Raw genomic sequence first — 18,456 nt, 5'->3', positions numbered from 1 at the left:
GGCGCCGAGGCGCCGAAAACGGTACTACTCCGCCTTCGCAATGTCCGGCGGGACCACACGCCGGGGGCGCTCAGTTCTGGCGCGGAACCGGGAGCGGCGGCGCTTCGACCACGCGGCTGCGTCCAGGCAGCAGCGCGGACAGGATAATGAGCGAGGTGACGCCGACAATGACCGGTTGCTTGAGCAACAGGCTCACGACGAGCGGGAAGGCCTTGAACACTTCGGGGCTGACGAACAGACTGCCGAAGCCGAGCATCAGCGAGAAGCCTGTGATCGCAAGTTGCCGCTCGGTCCACTCGACCTCGGCCAGCATCTCGACGCCGTGGACGAACACCATGCCGAACAGCACGGTCGCAGCGGCCGCCAGGATCGGCACCGGCAGCACGACGAAGAGGTAGTCGAGCTTGGTGAAAAAGCCCATGATGACCAGGATGATGCCGGTCGCCATCGTCACCTGCCGTGACGCGACGCGCGTCGATCGCAGCAGCGCCACATTGGCCGGGTAGGGCAAGTTGCTGACCGCGCCGATGCAACTCCCGAGCGCCGAGCCCAGCATCGTCCCGAACACACCCCAGGAAAGGCGGGCGGTCGGCATGGCTTCGCCGGTCCATTCGCCAACGACACTCATCAGCGTCATCGTCTGAATGTTGATCGCGACGATGACGAGGAAAAACACCAGCACATATTCGGCGTTGACCGAAAAGCCAAAGGCGAACGGGTGCGGCAACACCAGCCAGGGCGCGTTGGCGACCGTCGCGAAATCGATCGCGTGAAAGCATTCGAAGGTCACCGCCCCCGCAATCAGCGCGATCAGAAGCGCAAGGCGGCGCAGGATGCGAATTTTCGAAATTGTCAGCACCATCAGCACAAGCGCGGTCACCAGCCCGGCGCCAATGTTGATGAGCGGGAAGGTCGGGTCCTTGGTTTTGCCAAGCCAGTGCGGGAACGCGAGATCGGCGATCTGCATCATCACGAGCATCACGATTACGCCGGAGACCTCGGGGCTGCGCACGATGCGGGCGAGCAGTGAGATCGCGCTCTTGCCGCGGATGGGCACCGATAGCGCACACCAGATCAGCGAGGCGACGCAGAGGGATCCGAAGGCGGCGCCGAGACTGCTGCCAGGCATATGACCGAACGACAGCAACGCCGCGAAGACACCGGCATAAGGGCCGGCCACGAGCGGCGCACGGCCGAAGAAACCGGCCATCAGGATTGTTGTCAGGCCGCAGCCGATGAACGTGCCGCTGTAGAGGTCGGCTACCGTTCCGACCGGAAGGTCGAAGGATTGGCCCATGATCCCTGGAAACACAAAGATGCCGGTCATCACGAAGATGTTCTGCAGCCCCATCAGGACTGAGTCCTTGGCGGGAACGCGGCCCCCCGGGAGGACATCGAACTTGGCGTCCGTACTGTGCGCCTCGCTTCCTGCGGCAGTGCTAACGGTGGATTGGTGACGGCCAGCGTGAGGCGATGATGACATTCCGTTTCCTGTGAGATCTCGCGAATGGACCATTATGTTTGTATGATTGCATGACGACGTTGCGACTGTCAATGGGAGTTGTTCGGACAAAAGCGCCAGGATGCAGCGTGCGTCTGCCTCCCCGGCCGGGCCGTGACCTTTTCGTGCCGGGCCTGCCATTTTCGGCCGCCGCCGGTTGGCGTGCATGACCGATCTGGCATGTGACCGACGACGCAACCATGATTGCTTGGGTCGTGTAGATACGCGTGACGATGGGCGTGGGCGCAGGTCGATACGCGGGACTTCGGGAGCGCCGGCCGGCCGGAATGGAAGTCTTTCATTTACGACCACCGGCGCCATACGTAGGCGAACTGGCACGTTAAGCGTGGCACGTTGATGGTGCTGAAGGATCCAGGGAGGATGGGAGACTATCGAGGTGGTAGAGAAGCACGCGCACCTTGAGGAACAGCCGCGCGTTGCCATAGTGTGCGCGTCACCATCAAGCTCCCTTGGAGGGATTGGTGACGGCACGTGTAAGTTCCCCATCCTGACGCGACATGGCTAGTTTTCCCACGCCTTCATTTTCATTTCTGCTCATGCCGTAACAGTGACGAACACGACACAGTAGTCACCGTTTCATGACATCGGCGAGCAAAGCCACACGCCTGCGCGTGACCCCGCATCGCAAGCGCCCAGTCGGCGATTTTCGTCCTCGCGCGCAAACCATACGCTTGGCTTGCTCTTCACATCACTCAGGAACCGGTCCAGTACACGCACTCGCCTTGCGTGTCCGGAGTGCGATCGGTTGCGACAGTCGTTGGCGGAATAGCCGGCCGTTGCTCGAGCGACCTTCGCCATTCAGCGTGAAATATATCCGAACCACGAAGACATCCTGCTCAATCGATTAGTTATCCAAATGTTTCGAAGGTGATGCGTATATCGACATGTCTTCGCCATCGGCTTGCGTAGAAATGGGCCGAGCGCAATGCAAGCGGCATATATCGACACAATCAAGCTTTCCAGAACCAATCATTCAATCGATGCGCGTTGTTGCAAAATCCTCGCAACCGTTTGCGCGGCGCGCAATCTTTCACTTATCATGACGACGTATCGAAAAAGGGGTTTTCGTGCAGGTGCAAAGCGCGAACATACAGCGCTCGCATCGCGGGAAAAGTCGTAGATCAGTCAAGACAACAATTGTTAAAAAACGCAAAGAACAGATAATGAAAACTGGATCGAAGTTAGTCGCATCATCCGTTGTCGCCATATTTACTCTCGCGGGTTGTGCAACGGAATCATCGCAAGCGCTGTCGGTACCCACACCTGTTCCGGTTCAAGCGTCTTCCGCCCAAAGCCTCATCAAAGTCTCGGTTGGCAAGTTCGACAATCGTTCGACGTATATGCGAGGCATCTTCTCCGATGGTGTCGACCGGTTGGGCAGCCAGGCGAAAACGGTTCTGGTTACCTCCCTTCAGCAAACCGGGCGCTTCAATGTTCTGGATCGCGACAATCTCGCGGAAATCCATCAGGAAGCCGGGTTCGCCAACAAAACGCAAGCGATCAAGGGCGCGGACTTCGTTATCACGGGGGACGTGACCGAGTTCGGGCGCAAGGAAGTCGGCGATCAGGAACTGTTCGGTATCCTGGGGCGGGGCAAGAATCAGGTTGCGTACGCGAAAGTGAGCCTGAACGTGGTGAACACCACGACGTCCGAAGTCGTTGCGTCGAGCCAGGGTGCGGGTGAGTTCAGCCTGTCGAATCGCGAGATCATTGGCTTTGGCGGAACCGCCAGCTACGACTCCACGCTCAATGGCAAAGTGCTTGAACTCGCGATGCGAGAGGCCGTACGGCACCTGCTCGAACAGGTCGACGCCGGTACTGTAAAGTTCTAAAGCGCTAGCCTGCCGATTGTCGGGGTGAGCTTAGGCAATCAGATTTAATTTTGTATAACTAATCTAATACGAAAATGAAAAAGACAAAGCTACGGGGTCCGCTGCTGCTTGCATTCGGCAGCATCGTTGCGCTTGCCGGGTGTGCAAACCAGACGGCCACTCCGCCGTTGTACCAATGGACCGGTTATCAGCCGGAAGTCTACGACTACTTCAAGGCCGTCAAATCGCCTCAGGATCAGATTGACGCGATGGAGAAGTCCCTTCAGCTAATCGCTGCAAAGGGTAATCATCCTCCGCCCGGCTTTTACGCGCACCTCGGGATGCTGTACGCGCTGGTGGGGCATGACGACAAGGCAATGCAGGAATTCGCCGCGGAAAAAGCCGCGTTTCCTGAGTCATCCGCCTATATGGATTTCCTGGCAAAAAATAAGTAACCCGAGGACACAATCATGCGCCGTCACTTTTTCTTTCCGCTCGTCTGCGGTTTGCTTGCCGCCGTGTTCCTCGCAGGTTGTGCCGCTCCGGCGCGACATGTCGATTACACCGCGTTCAGGAACAGTCAGCCCAAAAGCATCCTGATCTTGCCGCCCGTGAACGACACGAACGATGTCAACGCAAGCTATGGGCTGCTTTCGGAGATGACGCTACCCGTTGCAGAAGCCGGCTACTACGTCGTGCCTGTTGCCGTGATGGAAGAAACCTTCAGGCAAAACGGCCTGACGACACCCAATGATATTCAGCAGGTGTCGATGGACAAGCTTCGCGAGTATTTCGGTGTGGATGCCGCGATCTATCCGAGAATCACCAAATACGGTTCCGTTTATCAGGTCGTGGACAGCACAACGGTCGTTTCCGCATCGGCGAAGATGGTCGATCTGAGAACGGGCAATGTGCTCTGGGTCGGGTCGGCAAGCGCCAACGGCAAGGAGATCGGCGCGAATTTCAACGCGGGCGGCAGCATTGTCGTCGCGCTCGTGTCGGCGGCGGTGAAGCAGGTCGCACACAACCTGACCGATGAAAGTCACGACGTGGCAGCGCTTGCTGCGAATCGTCTGCTGAAGGCAGGGCCGCCTGACGGACTGCTCTACGGGCCGCGTTCCCCGAAAGTCGGTACCGATTGGTGAGTGATTGAGCGTGAGTGAGCGTATAGCTCGCAGGTTGCGAAGGGGCAAACGATGCACGCGCAACCTTCGCTGATAAGAACCGCGGGCTTCGCAACGAACAGGAGCTGAACCGAACGTGCAGGCGCGGGCAATGCGTCCGCACGTTCGCCCATTGCGGACCAGCCCGGTGCGCGCTCAACTCACCGGGTCTTTCCCCTGCCCGCGATATCCCATCGCGCGCGACACCTTAAGCGCGCACGCCTGCACATCCGGCGCAAACTCCTTCATCTTGCGTGCGGTAAGCCGCTCCAGCGGCCCCGAAATTCCCACCGCCGCAATGGGCTGATCGAGCCCGTTGAACACCGTCGCAGCTACGCCGCCGACGCCTTCGCGCCATTCCCCGCTATTGATCGCATATCCGGTTCGCACCACCTTTTGCAGTTCGTCCTTGAGCGCCGGCAAAGAGGTCACGGTTGCGGCGGTATGCTTCGTCAACTGCTTCGCGTAGCCATCCAGATAGCCTTCATGCTGATACGCAAGCAGCGCTTTTCCGGTCGCGACCGCATACGCGGGCCCGCGCCCTCCCACCATCGAGTAGGCGCGAATCGGCTGCGCGCTATCGATCTTCTCGACATACACGACGTCGAGCCCGTCGAGCACCGACAGATGCACTGTCTCTTCGGTCCGCTCAGCCAGCACGCGCATCAGCGGCAACGCAACCTTGCGGACGTCCAGCTGGGCCAACTGACGCGCGCCTAATTCAAACAGCCGGATCGTGCCGCGATAGCCGCCGGCGTCTTCATCTTTTTCCACGTAGCCGGCGTGAATCAGCGTTTGCAGGGTGCGGTGCGCGTTACTGCGCGTCAATCCGACGCGTCTGGCGAGCTCTTCGATGGTCTTGGGCTGGTGCTCGAGGTCGGTCACCGCCTCGAGAACCACAAGACCTTTCAGTAGTGTTTTGTCCATCTTTACTTCCTAAATAATAGGAAGTCTATCATGTGCTTTTGAACGGGCAATGCAAGCGACGCAGCGGCGAAATCCGCTTCATGACGTCACCGTCGACATCTTTCTCACGCCGCTTTTGTCTTCACGTACGACGGCCAGCGTCGCCACGAGCGCGAGCACCGCTCCCACGGAAAGCCACGCGCCGGGCACCGCCTTGTTGCCGGTAGTGTGGATCAGCAGCGTGCAGATGGCCGGCGTGAAACCACCGAAAATGGCTTGCGACAGGCTATACGCGAGTGAAAAGCCGGTGCCGCGCACATTCGATGGAATGATCTCGGTCAGCGTCACCACGAGCGACGCCTGGTACGTCGCATACAGCACCGCGAATCCCACTTCGACCGCGAGCAGCGCGCCGAACGAAGGTGCGCTCACGAGCCAGCTCATCGCCGGATACGACACGATCGCAATGATCAGCGACGCGCCCGCCAGCATCGGTTTGCGGCCCACCTTATCGGACAGCGCGGCCATCAGCGGAATCATGATGAATGTCGTCGTCGCGACGCCAATCGTCACCCAGAACGTATCGATCGGCTTGAGCCCTAGCACCGCGCGTCCATACGTCGGCGTATAAGCGGTGATCAGATAAAACATGATGCTGGTCAGCGTGACAAGCATCGTCGACCACGCAATGACCTTCCAGTTGCTCGCAAGCGAGCGGAAGATGTCGCCGACCGATTGAGGCTTTTGAGCCTTGAACACATGTGATTCTTCAACCGAACGGCGAATCCAGAACAACACCGGAATGATCGAGCAGCCGAATAGAAACGGAATGCGCCATCCCCAGGCATCCATCTGCTCGCCGCTGAGCGTGAAGCGCAGCACGACACCCAGAATGGCCGCGATCAGCACGGAGATCTGCTGACTCGCCGATTGCCACGACACATAGAACCCGCGTCGTCCAGGCGGCGCAATCTCCGACAGATACACGGAAACGCCACCTGATTCGGCGCCCGCCGAGAATCCTTGCAGCAGCCGCCCGGCTATCACCAGCACCGGAGCCAGTACGCCGATCGACGCATAACCGGGCGTCACGGCGATCAGCAGCACGCCGATCGACATCAACGTGAGCGTAACGATCAAACCCGCTCGCCGCCCATGCTTGTCCATATACGAGCCCAGCACGATCGCGCCGAGCGGACGCATGAGAAATCCCACACCGAACGTCGCCAGCGACAGCAGCAGCGAGATGAATTCGTTGTCCCCCGGAAACATGGCCTTCGCGATGGACGATGCATAAAAGCCGTAGACCATGAAGTCGTACATCTCGAGAAAATTTCCGCTTACCACGCGAAATACGGTCCCTGCTCGTGCATCAGTTGCCGGTTGCATTGCCATTCCTGTCTCCGAAGGTCATCTAATAATTCCTAAAATTCAGGAAGTCATTCTCAAATTTTGGTTTACTTGATGCTCGCACCACTGCACAATGAGGTCAAGCAGCGACACGGCATCCAGGGGAATTCCCTGGCGCGGCGAACGGCGCGTCATACCGCGAGAGCCACGAGTGATTGCACGAACAGGGGTGCCGAACGAGCGGCACGAAGAATGAGCGAATCAGCGAGGATTGAAATGGAATTGCCACTTCACGGAATCCGGGTTATCGAGTTCTGCAACGTCGCGGCAGGGCCGTATTGCGGCATGCTGCTTGCCGATATGGGCGCGGACGTCATCAAGATCGAGCATCCGGAGGGCGGGGACACGCTGCGCACGTGGCCGCCGATGTCCGAGGGCTACAGCGAAAATTTCGCGTCATTGAATCGCAACAAACGCTCCGTCACATTGAACCTGAAAGATGCGGCGGACATCGAGCAAGCAAGAGCGCTGATCCGCACCGCCGACGTACTGATCGAAAACAACCGGCCCGGCGTGATGGACCGGCTGGGACTCGGTTATGACGCGATTCGCGAGCTGGTTCCGCGCATCATCTATTGCTCGATTTCCGCGTACGGCCAGACCGGACCGCGCGCGCAGGAAGGCGGCTTCGATCTCACCGTGCAGGCCATGAGCGGCATCATGAGCATCACCGGCGAACCGGATGGCGCACCCGTGAAATGCGGCGTGCCGCTCGCGGATTTTTCGGCCGGACTGTATGCGGCGTTTTCGGTGGCGTCGGCGCTTCGCGGTGTCGCGAGCACCGGCGTCGGCACCCACATCGACGTGCCGATGCTGGGCGCGACGCTCGCGATTGCCGCGCTGCAAACTTCGGAATACTTCGGAACGGGCCGTGACCCGGTCAAGCTCGGTTCCGCGCATCCGCGCAACGCGCCCTATCAGGCGTTCAAGGCGCGCGACACGTGGTTCGGCATGGCGGCGGGCAATAACGCATTGTGGCGTTCGGTCTGCAGGGTGGTCGAACGCGCGGACCTCGAGACCGACGACAAGTTCGTCACACCGACACTGCGGGCGAAGCACCAGGTTGAATTGCGCGACATCCTGGAAGCGATCTTCGCATCCGCGGATGCTGAAACATGGATTGCGCGCTTCCGTGCGGCAGGCGTGCCGTGTGCACCGATCAATACCTACTCGCAGGTATTGGCCGATGAGCAGGTTGCGCATATGACATGGGTGCAACCGCTCGAACTGCCGAACGGCGTGCAAACGCGAACGTTCGGTTCGCCCGTGCGCTTTTGCGGTCAAACGCCGCCGATCCGCATGCGTCCGCCCGCGCTGGGCGAGCACAACCAGCAGTTGCTGGCCGGCGCGGCAAGCGAGGTGGAGGCATGAGTCTTCTCGCGATAGAAAAGCACCGTGAATACTGGTCCGTTACGCTGAACCGGCCGGAAAAGCTCAACGCGTTGTCCGCCGAACTCGTCGAGCAACTGATCACCGTCTTCGACGAAATTGCGGCGGCAAACGTGCCGGTCGTGATCCTGCAAGGCGAGGGGCGCTGCTTTAGCGCGGGATTCGATATGAGCGACGTCGAGCGCTTCAGCGAAGGAGACCTGCTGTTGCGGTTCGTACGCGTCGAGACGCTGTTGCAACGCGTCGCCGCGTCGCCCGCGTTGACAGTCGCATTCGCGCACGGCAAGAATTTCGGTGCGGGCGTGGATCTGATTGCCGCGTGCAACCTGCGTGTGGCCGCGCCCGGCACGACTTTCAGAATGCCGGGCCTGCAATTCGGTCTGGTGCTGGGTACCGGCCGTTTTGCGCGCATTGTCGGGCAGCACGAAGCAAAGCGCATTCTCGAAACGTCCGAAACCTTCGATGTGCATCGCGCATTCGGAAACTGCTTTATCGAACGCGTGGCGCCGCTCGAGCAGCGCGACCACGTGATTGCAGATGCCGTTGCGCGCGCCACGTCATTGCCGGCCGCAAGCCGCGCGCTACTGAGCGACGCATTGCGTGAACACCATGCGGACGCGGACCTCGCGGCACTGGTTCGCTCAGCGGCCGAACCGGGCCTGAAGCACCGCATCGATGCGTATCGCAACCCTGCGGCCAGCACGCGGAGTCAGCATCCGCAAAAGGAGACGTCATGAAATCCGGCTTCCCGGACATCGACAAACGCGTGTCCCTTTCAGACCTCGTCGCGCGCGTGCCGGATGGGGCGTCGCTCGGCCTCGGCGGCAGCTTCCTGCATCGCGGCCCATTCGCATTTGTGCGGGAACTGATCCGGCAGAAGAAGCGCGGTATTGAAGTCATCAAGCAGTCACCCGGATACGACATCGACCTTTTGTGCCGCGCCGGCGTCGCGTCGCGCGCGCGTTGCGGCATCGTGGCGATGGAGGGCAATTTCGGCCTCGCGCCGTACTACCGGAAGGCGGTTGAAAGCGGCGCGCTAAAACTGGAAGAGCACGCGTGCGCGAGCTTGACGGCCGGGCTGCGCGCGGCGGCGTTTGGCGTGCCGTTCCAGCCATGCGCCGGACTGCATGGCAGCGACCTCACGCGCGTCAACAACTGGAAATGCATTGAAGACCCGTATGGCAGCGGCGTGGCGACGTGGGTCATTCCGGCGATCGCGCCGGACTTCGCGGTAATCCATGCGAGCAGCGTCGACCGACAGGGCAATGTGCGTATCGCGGGAACGTATCACTGGGACCGCATTATCAGTCGTGCTTCGAAAAGCGTGCTGGTCGTCGCAGAAGAAATCTCCGACGACGATTTCGCGATTCAACCTGAGTTGACCGTGATTCCATACTTCATGGTCGAGGCGTACGCGGTCGTTCCGAAAGGGGCGTGGCCGGGGTCGTGCTGGCCGAACTATGCAGTCGATTATGCGGCGGTGGAGGCCTATCTCTCGCCCGACGCAGGCGTGCTCGAAGCGCATCTCGCCAACGCGCCGGAAGAAAGGAGCGCGCAACATGCATGAACAGTGGTCCGGCTTTTCGTATATCGTCACCAACCTCGCGCGCTTTATCCGGCCGAACGAGATCACCTTCAGCGGGGTGAATTCGACCTTGCCGATGCTCGCATGCCTGATGGCCAAGCGCGCATACGACTGGGACTTCGTCTATATCAATGTCGCCGGCGGCGTGAATCCGACGCCGTCGTCGATTCCCCTGTCGAGCTCGGATCCGCTGCTTGCCGAAGGTTCCGCATCGATCTTCGCGAACGAAGATTTTTACGACCTGTGCGCCCGCGGCCGGATGGATCTGACCTTTCTCGGCGCGGCACAACTCGATGGCAGCGGTTGCGCGAACAATTCATGCATTGGGGAATGGGATCATCCGAAAGTGCGCTTGCCCGGTGGCGGCGGCGGCGCCGTCATGCTGCCGACTGCGCGACGCGCGTGCACGTGGCGCACTGAGCATTCGCGCCGCACGCTGGTGCAGAAGCTGGATTTCGTCACGTCCTGGGGTGGCATGCACGGCGTAGCCACGCCGATTGCGGTTTTCGTGAAACGGGACAACCGTCTCGCGCTGCGGTCCTGGCACCCGGAGTCGAGTCTCGACGAAGTACGCGAGCGAACCGGTTTCGAATTCGACGCGAGCGGCGCCGAGCCGACGCAGCCGCCGACCCAGCGCGAACGTGAAGCGTTGCGCGCGCTCGATCCGCACGGGCAGTTCGAACATGATGCCGCGATTCGCTTGAGGTAAATCACCATGCCGATGCATTCCGATCTGTCAGATGGCGTCGCAAGCCTCGCGCAGGCGTTGACCACGCACTGGTACGAACCGCACGTCGAAGCACAGACCGCGCTGCACGACGGCAGCCGGTCGCTGACGTATCGGCAATTGGCGGATGAAACGGCGAAGGTGGCCGCGAATCTTCTTGCGCAAGGCTTAGGGCAAAGCGACGTGCTTGCGATTGCAATGGGACGCTCGCTCGATACGGTCATCGTGTTGCTTGCCGCGATCCGGTGCGGATTGTGTCCTTGCGTGCTCGAACCCAAACTGCCGGCCGAAGAGATTGACGAACGTCTGTCGCTGGTTGGCGCGAAGGGCCTGGTGTTCGATCACGCTCATCACGAACTGGTGCGGGCGCTCAGACTCGAGAATGGCAACAACATACGCGCGATCGATTCCACGCAGTTGAATTCGCGCGTCGCCGCCGACGCTGCGCCGCAAGCGCACAAGGTGGACGCGCAAACGCCCGCGTTGCTGCTCTTTACATCGGGGAGCACCGGCCGCCCCAAAGCGGTCGAACTGACGCAGCGCGCTTTGCTGAACAATGCGCTCGGCGTCATTGAACACACGGGGCTTTCACAGCAGGACCGCCTGCTGCATGTGATGCCGATCTACCATACGAACGGTGTGAACAACCAGTTGTTTGCGCCATTGCTTGCAGGCGCAACCATCATCTTTGCGGAGCGTTTTCGCGCCGAGGACATGCCGGCGCTGATCGAGCGGCATCGGCCGACCATCGTCACCGGCGTACCGACGATGTATTCGCGGATGCTGTCGCAGTCGTTCAACCCTGCAGCGCTGGCATCGCTACGCATGGCGCGCTGCGGGTCCGCGCCGATCACCGAAGCGCTGCACCGCGAAATCGAGGCGAAACTCGGATGTCCGCTGGTGGTGTCGTACGGACTATCGGAAGCGACCTGCACCAGCACGATGAATCCGCCTCACGCGCGCCGGATCGGGTCGGTCGGCACGGTGCTGCGCGGCCAGTCGGTCCAGTTGCGGCAGGTCGACGGCACGATGACAGACGAGCCCGGTATTGAAGGGGAGATCTGCATCGCCGGGCGCAGCGTGATGACGGGCTACCTGGGCGCGGCGGACGCCACCGCGCGCACGGTGAGCGACGGCTGGCTTCGCACCGGCGATCTCGGCCGCTTCGACGAAGGCGGCTATCTGTCGGTCACCGGCCGCATCAAGGATGTGATCATTCGCGGCGGCGAGAATCTGTCGCCGTTGCTGATCGAGAACGTGATTGTCAGCGAAACGCATGTTCGGGCGTGTTGCGTGGTCGGCAAGCCGGATCACGATCTCGGCGAGGTGCCGGTCGCAGTGGTCGTGGCCGGAGCTGATTCGACGCTTCAGGCGCAGGACATACTCGATTCGGTACGCCGCAGACTGTCCCGCATTTATGTGCCGCACGAAGTCTATTTCGTGGAGGCATTGCCTGAAACGGCGGTCGGGAAGGTCGATCGCAAGTCGCTTGCCGGTCTGGTGCGGGACGGCTTGCTTCAGGCTGTGGCATAGCTCGCGGAACGCAAGCGCCATACAAACGCCGGTTTTGCGCTTGCGAATACCCTTCACTTTTCCCGCCAAACCATGCGAAGTCCGACGTTCTCCGCATGCACGATGTACACCAAATCTCAACAGTAATTAAAGGGGCTTGCGCGCACAACATAAGAGCGCGCATAGCTTCCGACATCCTGGTTAAATTCTATTAGCCTGCGGTCAAACGGATGCCTAACGAAGAGCATTCGCCAGCCATGCAGCAGCTTGCGTATTTCGGCAAGAATGGAATGACCTCTCCCGCCTGCGCGTCGAAGTTTAACTAGCGTATCCGCATAAACATATCGAAGATGCGGATAAGGGCACGCACCAGTCGCGTGTGCGAAGCATTGCAGAAATGCTTCTTTGCACTCGCATACCGTGCTCGCTAGATTGAACCAGGGTGCCCAGAAGACGGAGGGTTGTCATGCCGGGTCTTGCATCGTTTCTCCGTTTGGTCTTTCGCAGCCGCGCCGCTCTTGACCCGCTCGAGCATCGCGCAAGCGGCGATAGCGCACCACCCACTGCCGCATCCCAGGCCGCGGATACTCGAGCCGAACGCGCGGCGCTCGACGATTGGAACCGCCGTACCGACCCTGAACGCCAGGAACGGATCGCCGCGTATGCTCGCGCCGGCTACTTCAATCTCGGATACACCTACGAGATGTTTCATCTCGTCGCCCAGTTCCCGCCGGAATGACCGCTGGCGAGTGCGCGCGTGCCGGTTCGGCGTCACGAAAGGCAGCGCGCAGCGCCGCATCGCATACGGCACCTGTTTCATGACGTACGGAGTCCAACCATGAGCGATATCGTCATCGATCAACCCGTGATGGTCGAGGCCGAACTGAACTACCTGGTCCCGACCGGTGAAAGGCCGCTGCGTTATTCGTACGAACCGCCGCCCGGCGTTCCGGCTCAAACCGGCACCTTCAACATGCACCGCGTGCCGATCGTCAACGCACGGGTCGCGGCGCCGCCGGGCGGGCTGTCTCTCGACCGCAACGGCTTCGAGTTGCACGCGCATAAGAGTGCGCTCGACGATTTCTCGGACCCGATCGCGATCGAATCCGTCTACTACCGCGAGTCGGAGCAGTTGCTCAAGCGCCTGACCGGCGCGCGGCGTGTGGTTATTTTCGATCACACGTTGCGCGATGGCGATGACGCGCGCGCAAGCGGCGTCCATGCGCCGGTAAAGGTGATTCACAACGACCAGACGCTGGTGTCGGGGCCGCGCCGCGTTCGCCAGCATGCGCCGGCTGACGAACTGGACGAGTGGGTCAACGGGCGCACGGCCATCGTGAACCTGTGGCGCCCGATCGGTGCGCCGGTCGAATCATCGCCGCTAGGGATGTGCGATGCGCGCAGCATTGCGCCGAACGACCTCGTGCCGACGGACCTGGTTCGCGAGGACGGCGGCGGCGAAGTCTATACGTTCGCATTTAATCCACAGCACCGCTGGTACTATTTTCCGCAGATGACACCCGACGAAGTGCTGCTGCTGAAAATTTACGACTCGGCCGGCGACGATGTCGCGCGAGTGACCGCGCATTCCGCATTCGACGATCCGACATCGCCTGCGGATGCCGCGCCGAGGCGCAGTATCGAACTGCGTTCGGTGCTGCTGTTCTAAGCCCGTTTGGCATTCATCGGGTTTGCACATTCGGGCGGGCAGACGAAAAAGCGGGTGAGATGCGCGATAGCCGCGCGTCCACCCGCTTTTTTTTGCGCGCGAAGCCTGGCTAACCCATCATGCACGTGTCGACACGTTACGCACGAAAGAAATAAATGGCTTCTATACTCGCGCCGAAGCGGGCTAAATAGGTCGGCCTGCAATCGTTTATCGATTTTCAGGGAGGCACACGGCGCGATGGAAACGACGGTCATTTCGAGCTGGGGCGCATTCGTAGACCTATGTTCGGCACTCGACGGCTGGGCATTTCGCGGACAGCAGGACGCACGCTGGCATCTGCAAAGCTCGCTGTCGCGCTATCTGCTTGCGCATGTTGCGGACCGCGCGGAATGGCAGGCGCGCGAAGCGCGCGCGATTCGCATCTTTCGGCGCAAGGCTCACAACTACCTTGCAAATCCCGAACTGCTCAATGACGACTTGCGTTGTCTGAGCCTGATGCAGCACCACGGCGCGCCGACGCGTCTGCTCGATTTCACGAAATCGCCGTTCGTCGCGGCCTTTTTCGCGCTCGAGCGAACCACCACCGATGCCGCGATTTTCGCGTTGAATACGCCGGCGCTATGGCGCAACAGCGCGCGCCCGAAAACGTCGCCGACGCTCACACGCGATGAGCTCGACCCGCGCGTGAAGGGCAATCTGGAGAAGTACTTTCTCAGCAACGAAAACGAGGTGATCTGGTTCGGCGAACCCTCCGAAATGGATGGGCGCCTGATCGCGCAGTCGGGCACGTTTGTCGTACCGGGCGTGATCGACCGGCCGCTGCACGAGATTCTCGACGACTACGAAAGCGAAGCCGAACTATTGCGCAAGATCATCCTGCCGCCCGGCCTGCGCAGCGATGCGATGCGCTGGCTATATCGAATGAACATTACGAACGCGTCGCTGTTTCCCGATCTCGACGGTCTCGCGAAATCGATCGCCATCGAACTCGAGATGGTCTGGCCGAGCCTGACGTTCGCTTCGTGACGCGCGGCGGCACACAACCAGACAGGTCGGACATTTTCTTCCCACAGCGCTGAAGGGTCGGCTGCTCAGCTCACGATTGGCGTCGCGCCGGCGCGCAATCTCCACCGCGGCCGCAACGCCCGAGCGCGAATCCAGCACGTCGATCCTGATGGAAGGCGGCGTGACCCGGCTCGTCGTTTGTCGCCAGTGTCAACGGAAATGCGCCGCGCGTGCGCGTCGCGCACCGATGGTGCACGTGTGCACAGTCCCCGTGCGGCGCGGGGGAGGCGCATGCGGCGCGCGACGTGTGTATGGATGCTGCTGCTGCGCGGGGCATGGCGCCGGTGAGCAATATGCGGCATGCGTCAGCGCGCGATGCGGCACTCGACAATGGGTGCTGATGCCGATCGTTGGCATACCAATTGCTCTTGGGTTTTCGTCGATTCAATGCGTAGCGAATCGGCGAACCTGATTTACATCGTTCGGGACAAAGGCGTTTCGTGCGGCACCGGCTCAAAAGCCCGAAACCGGTTCGTCCGGTTTCGGGCTTTTTGCGTTTGCGGCTTTCTCTTTCACGTCAACGTGAAGATTGTCGCGAGCCCGGCAGCGAGTTTGGCGAGCGGGAGCGGGACCTGCCTCGTGGGCGACGGCGTGCTGACGCGCGGCGTGCGGTTCCGAATCGCCGCGGCGGGTTTCGCGGCGGATCGTTTTGATCGAAACAAGTCAATCCAAGGAGCAATACAACAATGAAACGCATCTCTACCGTCGCGGTCGCAGCCGCGTGGCTCGCATCGATCGCAATCGGACAGACAGCGGCGTACGCCGCCGACCCGATCAGGATCGGCGTGCCGGTGGGTCTGAGCGGCGCGAATAGCGTCGTCGCCCCGTCGGTCGTGCAATCCGCGCAACTCGCAGTCGACGAGATCAACGCGAAAGGCGGCATTCTCGGGCGCCAGGTGAGTCTGGATGTAGCCGACGACGGCAGCGGCGCCGCAGGCGCACAAAAGGCGTTCGACTCGCTGATCTTCGACAAGAAAGACAATGCGCTGATTTCGATGGAAACCAGCGCCGCGCGCAATGCGGGGCTGCCTATCGTGTCGCGCGGCAAGGTGCCGTTCATCTACACGTCGTTCTATGAAGGCCGGTCGTGCAACCGCTACATGTACGTCGATGCGTGGGTGCCCGACCAGCAGGTCGCGCCGATCGTCGATTACTTCATGACGCAGAAGCACGCGAAGACGTTCTTCCTGATCGGCAGCGACTATGCATTCGGCCGCGGCATGCTCGACTTCACGAAGAGCTACATCGAGAAGAAGGGCGGCAAGGTGCTCGGCAACGAATACCTGCCGATGGACGGCTCCGACTGGACGCCGATCATCAGCAAGCTGCAGGCGGCGAAACCCGACGCGATCATCACGTCGACGGCCGGCGGCGCGCCGAACGTCACGCTGACCAAGCAGCTGCGCGCCGCGGGCGTGAAGCTGCCGTACGGCAATCTCGCGGTCGACGAAGGCACCGCGAAAAGCATGGGTACGGATGCGGAAGGGATCTATATTTCCGGCTCGTACGTGACGAATATCGACACGCCTGCCAATCATCAATTCCTCGCGGCCATGCAAAAGCGCTTCGGCGCGGACCTGAAGACGCCGAACGACCTGTCGGTGCCGGAATACGAGGCGATCTACCTGTACAAGGCCGCAGTCGAAAAGGCCGGCAGCGTCGATACCGCAAAGGTCATTCCGGCGCTCGCGCAAGTATCGTTCGACGGTCCGCGCGGCACGATCCGCATGGACAAGCAGCGCCACACGCCGCTCACGATGTATCTCGGCCAGGTGCAGGCGGACGGCTCGGTGAAGGTGATCGAGTCATTCAAGAATGTCGATCCGGGCGCGCAGTGCCCGTCGCTCAAGTAAGCGCAGCGAGGCAGACGCGATGCTGAATCTGGGCCTCGACATCGTCACGACGGCGGCGATCCTGTTTATCGTGTCGACAGGATTGCTGCTCGTGTTCGGCGTGATGAAGATCATCAACTTCTCGCACGGCGCCTTTCTGACGACGGGCGGATATGCGAGCGTGATCGTCACGCAGGCGGGGCTCGGCTGGTGGTGGAGCATCCCGTTTTCACTGGCGATCGGCTTTGTGCTTGGCATGGCTGTCGAGCGCTTCATCGTGCGTCCGCTCTATGCGCGTCCGCTCGATGCGATTCTCGCGACGTGGGGACTCGGCATCATCGTCGGTCAGTTGATCACGCTGCTTTTCGGACGCGGCGTACAGATGGTCGAGAGCCCGCTCACCGGTGCGATTGCATTGCCGGGTGCGCACTATTCGGCGTACCGGCTGATCCTCGTCGGTGTTGCGCTGCTGATCGCGCTCACGCTCGGGTGGCTGCTGAACGGCACGCGTCTCGGTTTGCAAACGCGCGCGGTGATCATGAACGAAGCGCTGGCGCGCGGCCTCGGCATCAGCAGCACGCGCGTGCGCTTCATCACATTCTGCACGGGCGCGGCGCTCGCTTCGCTCGCCGGCTGCCTGATCACGCCGCTTGCGAGCGTCGACCCGAACATGGGGGTGGCATGGGTGGTCGGCGCGTTCATGCTGGTGCTGGTGGCGGGCGCATCGCTGGTCAATCTCGCGATTGCGAGCGCGGTGCTGGGCGGCGCGCAGGTGCTCGTCAGCACGTTCGTCAATCCGGTGCTCGGCGGACTGACCATCGCGGTGCTCGCCGCCTTGCTATTGCGTATCCGGCCGGAGGGCTTTGCACGTGGCTGATCCTGTCTCGACCTTGCCATTGCGCGTATCGGCGTCGTCGCCGTGGCGCATGCCGCTGCTGGCGGGCGTTGCCGCGCTGGCGGTGATTGCGGTGGGCAGCGCGGTGCTGCCTACCTTTCTCGTCAACAATCTGGTCCGTTCGTTTCTCTATGCGGCGCTTGCACTGACCGTCGATCTGCTATGGGGTTACACAGGCATCCTGACGTTCGGGCAATCGGCATTCTTCGGCATCGGCGCATACGCGGCCGGGCTGGTGTTCGTGCACGCGGGTTACACGCCACTCCATGCGGCCGGCGCGCTTGCCGCAGGGCTGCTTGGCGCGTGGCTCGTGTCGCGCGCGATCGGCTGGCTGGCGTTCTATCACGGCGCATCGCCGCTTTACGCATCGGTCGTCACGCTGGTGTTGCCGATCGTGCTCGTGCAGGTGATCTATTCGGGCGGCGAGTTTACCGGCTCGAGCAGCGGACTGTCCGGCTTCGACAGTATCGATTTGCCGCTCGAAGCGTGGTTCATTATCGCCGGCGCGTTCCTGACGGTGCTGGCGGTGGTTGCCTGGATGTTCGTGCATAGCGACGCGGGCCGGCTGCTGGTGGCGATCCGCGAGAATGAGTCACGCTGCGAGTATCTCGGCATCGACGTGTCGCGCTACAAGGCGCGCTTGATGGATACGTGTGCGCTGGTTGCCGCGTTCGCCGGTTTTCTCTTCGCCTGTGTGCAGATGGTCGTCGCCCCCGAGTACGCGGGCTTTGTTTTCGGCACCGAACTCGTGATCTGGGTCGCGCTCGGCGGGCGCGGCTCGCTGATCGGGCCGATTGTCGGCGCACTGCTGATCGACACGGGCAGCGCCTATCTGAGCGGAGACCTGCCGTATATCTGGATGCTGCTGATCGGCATCGCATTTGTCGTGGTGATCGTCGCGATGCCGCGCGGGCTGGCGCCGCTGGTCGCCGATGGCGTGCGTCGCGCGTTGCCGCGCCGCCGCGGTCCC

At 61.3% G+C, this 18,456-nt stretch carries 18 protein-coding genes; 15 read left to right on the top strand and 3 right to left on the bottom strand.

The genetic code is table 11. From position 1 onward, the window contains the following. Positions 1-70: 70 nt before the first annotated feature. On the bottom strand, positions 71-1,351 hold the full coding sequence (locus HV675_RS13115; RefSeq protein WP_175111348.1) for a solute carrier family 23 protein: 1,281 nt from the start codon (positions 1,349-1,351) through the stop codon (positions 71-73). A 1,334-nt stretch (positions 1,352-2,685) separates the two neighbouring features. Here HV675_RS13115 and HV675_RS13110 point away from each other — a divergent pair. The 3 genes from HV675_RS13110 (at position 2,686) to HV675_RS13100 (ending at position 4,478) form a co-directional block, all read left to right on the top strand. Continuing rightward, positions 2,686-3,354 (top strand): CsgG/HfaB family protein, encoded by a 669-nt coding sequence (locus HV675_RS13110; RefSeq protein WP_175111347.1) that lies wholly within the window; start codon positions 2,686-2,688, stop codon positions 3,352-3,354. A gap of 74 nt (positions 3,355-3,428) precedes the next feature. Then, positions 3,429-3,788, top strand: coding sequence for a DUF4810 domain-containing protein (locus HV675_RS13105; RefSeq protein WP_175111346.1), 360 nt, complete (start codon positions 3,429-3,431; stop codon positions 3,786-3,788). Between the two features lie 15 nt (positions 3,789-3,803). After that, on the top strand, positions 3,804-4,478 hold the full coding sequence (locus tag HV675_RS13100) for a DUF799 domain-containing protein (RefSeq protein ID WP_175111345.1): 675 nt from the start codon (positions 3,804-3,806) through the stop codon (positions 4,476-4,478). 174 nt (positions 4,479-4,652) lie between these two features. Here the strand turns inward: HV675_RS13100 and HV675_RS13095 are convergent, their stop codons facing one another. Together HV675_RS13095 and tcuC are read right to left on the bottom strand one after the other, a co-directional pair. Next, positions 4,653-5,423, bottom strand: coding sequence for an IclR family transcriptional regulator (locus tag HV675_RS13095; RefSeq protein WP_175111344.1), 771 nt, complete (start codon positions 5,421-5,423; stop codon positions 4,653-4,655). 78 nt (positions 5,424-5,501) lie between these two features. After that, the gene (gene tcuC, locus HV675_RS13090; protein ID WP_175111343.1) at positions 5,502-6,797 is read right to left on the bottom strand and encodes an MFS transporter; all 1,296 of its coding nucleotides are present in this window, start codon (positions 6,795-6,797) and stop codon (positions 5,502-5,504) included. A gap of 231 nt (positions 6,798-7,028) precedes the next feature. On the opposite strand from tcuC, the gene HV675_RS13085 reads away from it, so the two are divergent. The 12 genes from HV675_RS13085 to HV675_RS13030 all read left to right on the top strand — a co-directional run. Then, positions 7,029-8,183, top strand: coding sequence for a CaiB/BaiF CoA transferase family protein (locus HV675_RS13085; protein ID WP_175111342.1), 1,155 nt, complete (start codon positions 7,029-7,031; stop codon positions 8,181-8,183). Further along, positions 8,180-8,938 (top strand): enoyl-CoA hydratase/isomerase family protein, encoded by a 759-nt coding sequence (locus tag HV675_RS13080; RefSeq protein WP_175111341.1) that lies wholly within the window; start codon positions 8,180-8,182, stop codon positions 8,936-8,938. Before HV675_RS13085 ends, HV675_RS13080 begins: the two co-directional genes overlap by 4 nt. Continuing rightward, positions 8,935-9,768 carry a CoA transferase subunit A gene (locus tag HV675_RS13075; protein ID WP_175111340.1) on the top strand — a complete coding sequence of 278 codons (834 nt, stop codon included), beginning with the start codon at positions 8,935-8,937 and terminating at the stop codon, positions 9,766-9,768. The genes HV675_RS13080 and HV675_RS13075 overlap by 4 nt, the downstream gene beginning before the upstream one ends. Continuing rightward, positions 9,761-10,495 (top strand): CoA-transferase subunit beta, encoded by a 735-nt coding sequence (locus HV675_RS13070; RefSeq protein ID WP_175111339.1) that lies wholly within the window; start codon positions 9,761-9,763, stop codon positions 10,493-10,495. The genes HV675_RS13075 and HV675_RS13070 overlap by 8 nt, the downstream gene beginning before the upstream one ends. Before the next feature lie 6 nt (positions 10,496-10,501). Then, the gene (locus HV675_RS13065; RefSeq protein ID WP_246270228.1) at positions 10,502-12,046 is read left to right on the top strand and encodes a class I adenylate-forming enzyme family protein; all 1,545 of its coding nucleotides are present in this window, start codon (positions 10,502-10,504) and stop codon (positions 12,044-12,046) included. 445 nt (positions 12,047-12,491) lie between these two features. Beyond that, entirely contained in the window at positions 12,492-12,764 is a 273-nt protein-coding gene (locus tag HV675_RS13060; RefSeq protein ID WP_175111338.1) for a hypothetical protein, read from the top strand. A gap of 99 nt (positions 12,765-12,863) precedes the next feature. Further along, complete coding sequence (locus HV675_RS13055) at positions 12,864-13,694, top strand: CmcJ/NvfI family oxidoreductase (protein WP_175111337.1); 831 nt, start codon at positions 12,864-12,866, stop codon at positions 13,692-13,694. Between the two features lie 237 nt (positions 13,695-13,931). Beyond that, the gene (locus HV675_RS13050) at positions 13,932-14,720 is read left to right on the top strand and encodes an FRG domain-containing protein (RefSeq protein ID WP_175111336.1); all 789 of its coding nucleotides are present in this window, start codon (positions 13,932-13,934) and stop codon (positions 14,718-14,720) included. A 339-nt stretch (positions 14,721-15,059) separates the two neighbouring features. After that, positions 15,060-15,449, top strand: a complete 390-nt coding sequence (locus tag HV675_RS13045) for a hypothetical protein (RefSeq protein ID WP_175111335.1) — start codon at positions 15,060-15,062, stop codon at positions 15,447-15,449. Beyond that, positions 15,446-16,612 (top strand): substrate-binding protein, encoded by a 1,167-nt coding sequence (locus HV675_RS13040; protein ID WP_175111334.1) that lies wholly within the window; start codon positions 15,446-15,448, stop codon positions 16,610-16,612. The genes HV675_RS13045 and HV675_RS13040 overlap by 4 nt, the downstream gene beginning before the upstream one ends. 22 nt (positions 16,613-16,634) lie before the next feature. After that, on the top strand, positions 16,635-17,468 hold the full coding sequence (locus tag HV675_RS13035; RefSeq protein WP_217478120.1) for a branched-chain amino acid ABC transporter permease: 834 nt from the start codon (positions 16,635-16,637) through the stop codon (positions 17,466-17,468). Beyond that, positions 17,461-18,456 (top strand): branched-chain amino acid ABC transporter permease (locus tag HV675_RS13030; protein WP_246270227.1); only part of this gene is annotated, 996 nt, incomplete at its 3' end. The genes HV675_RS13035 and HV675_RS13030, both read left to right, overlap by 8 nt.

The organism is Paraburkholderia solisilvae (assembly GCF_902859875.1).
In the GTDB taxonomy this organism is placed as follows: Bacteria; Pseudomonadota; Gammaproteobacteria; order Burkholderiales; family Burkholderiaceae; genus Paraburkholderia; species Paraburkholderia solisilvae.
Note: the sequence above shows the minus strand (reverse complement) of the source record. Positions and strands in the feature narration are given on the sequence as shown.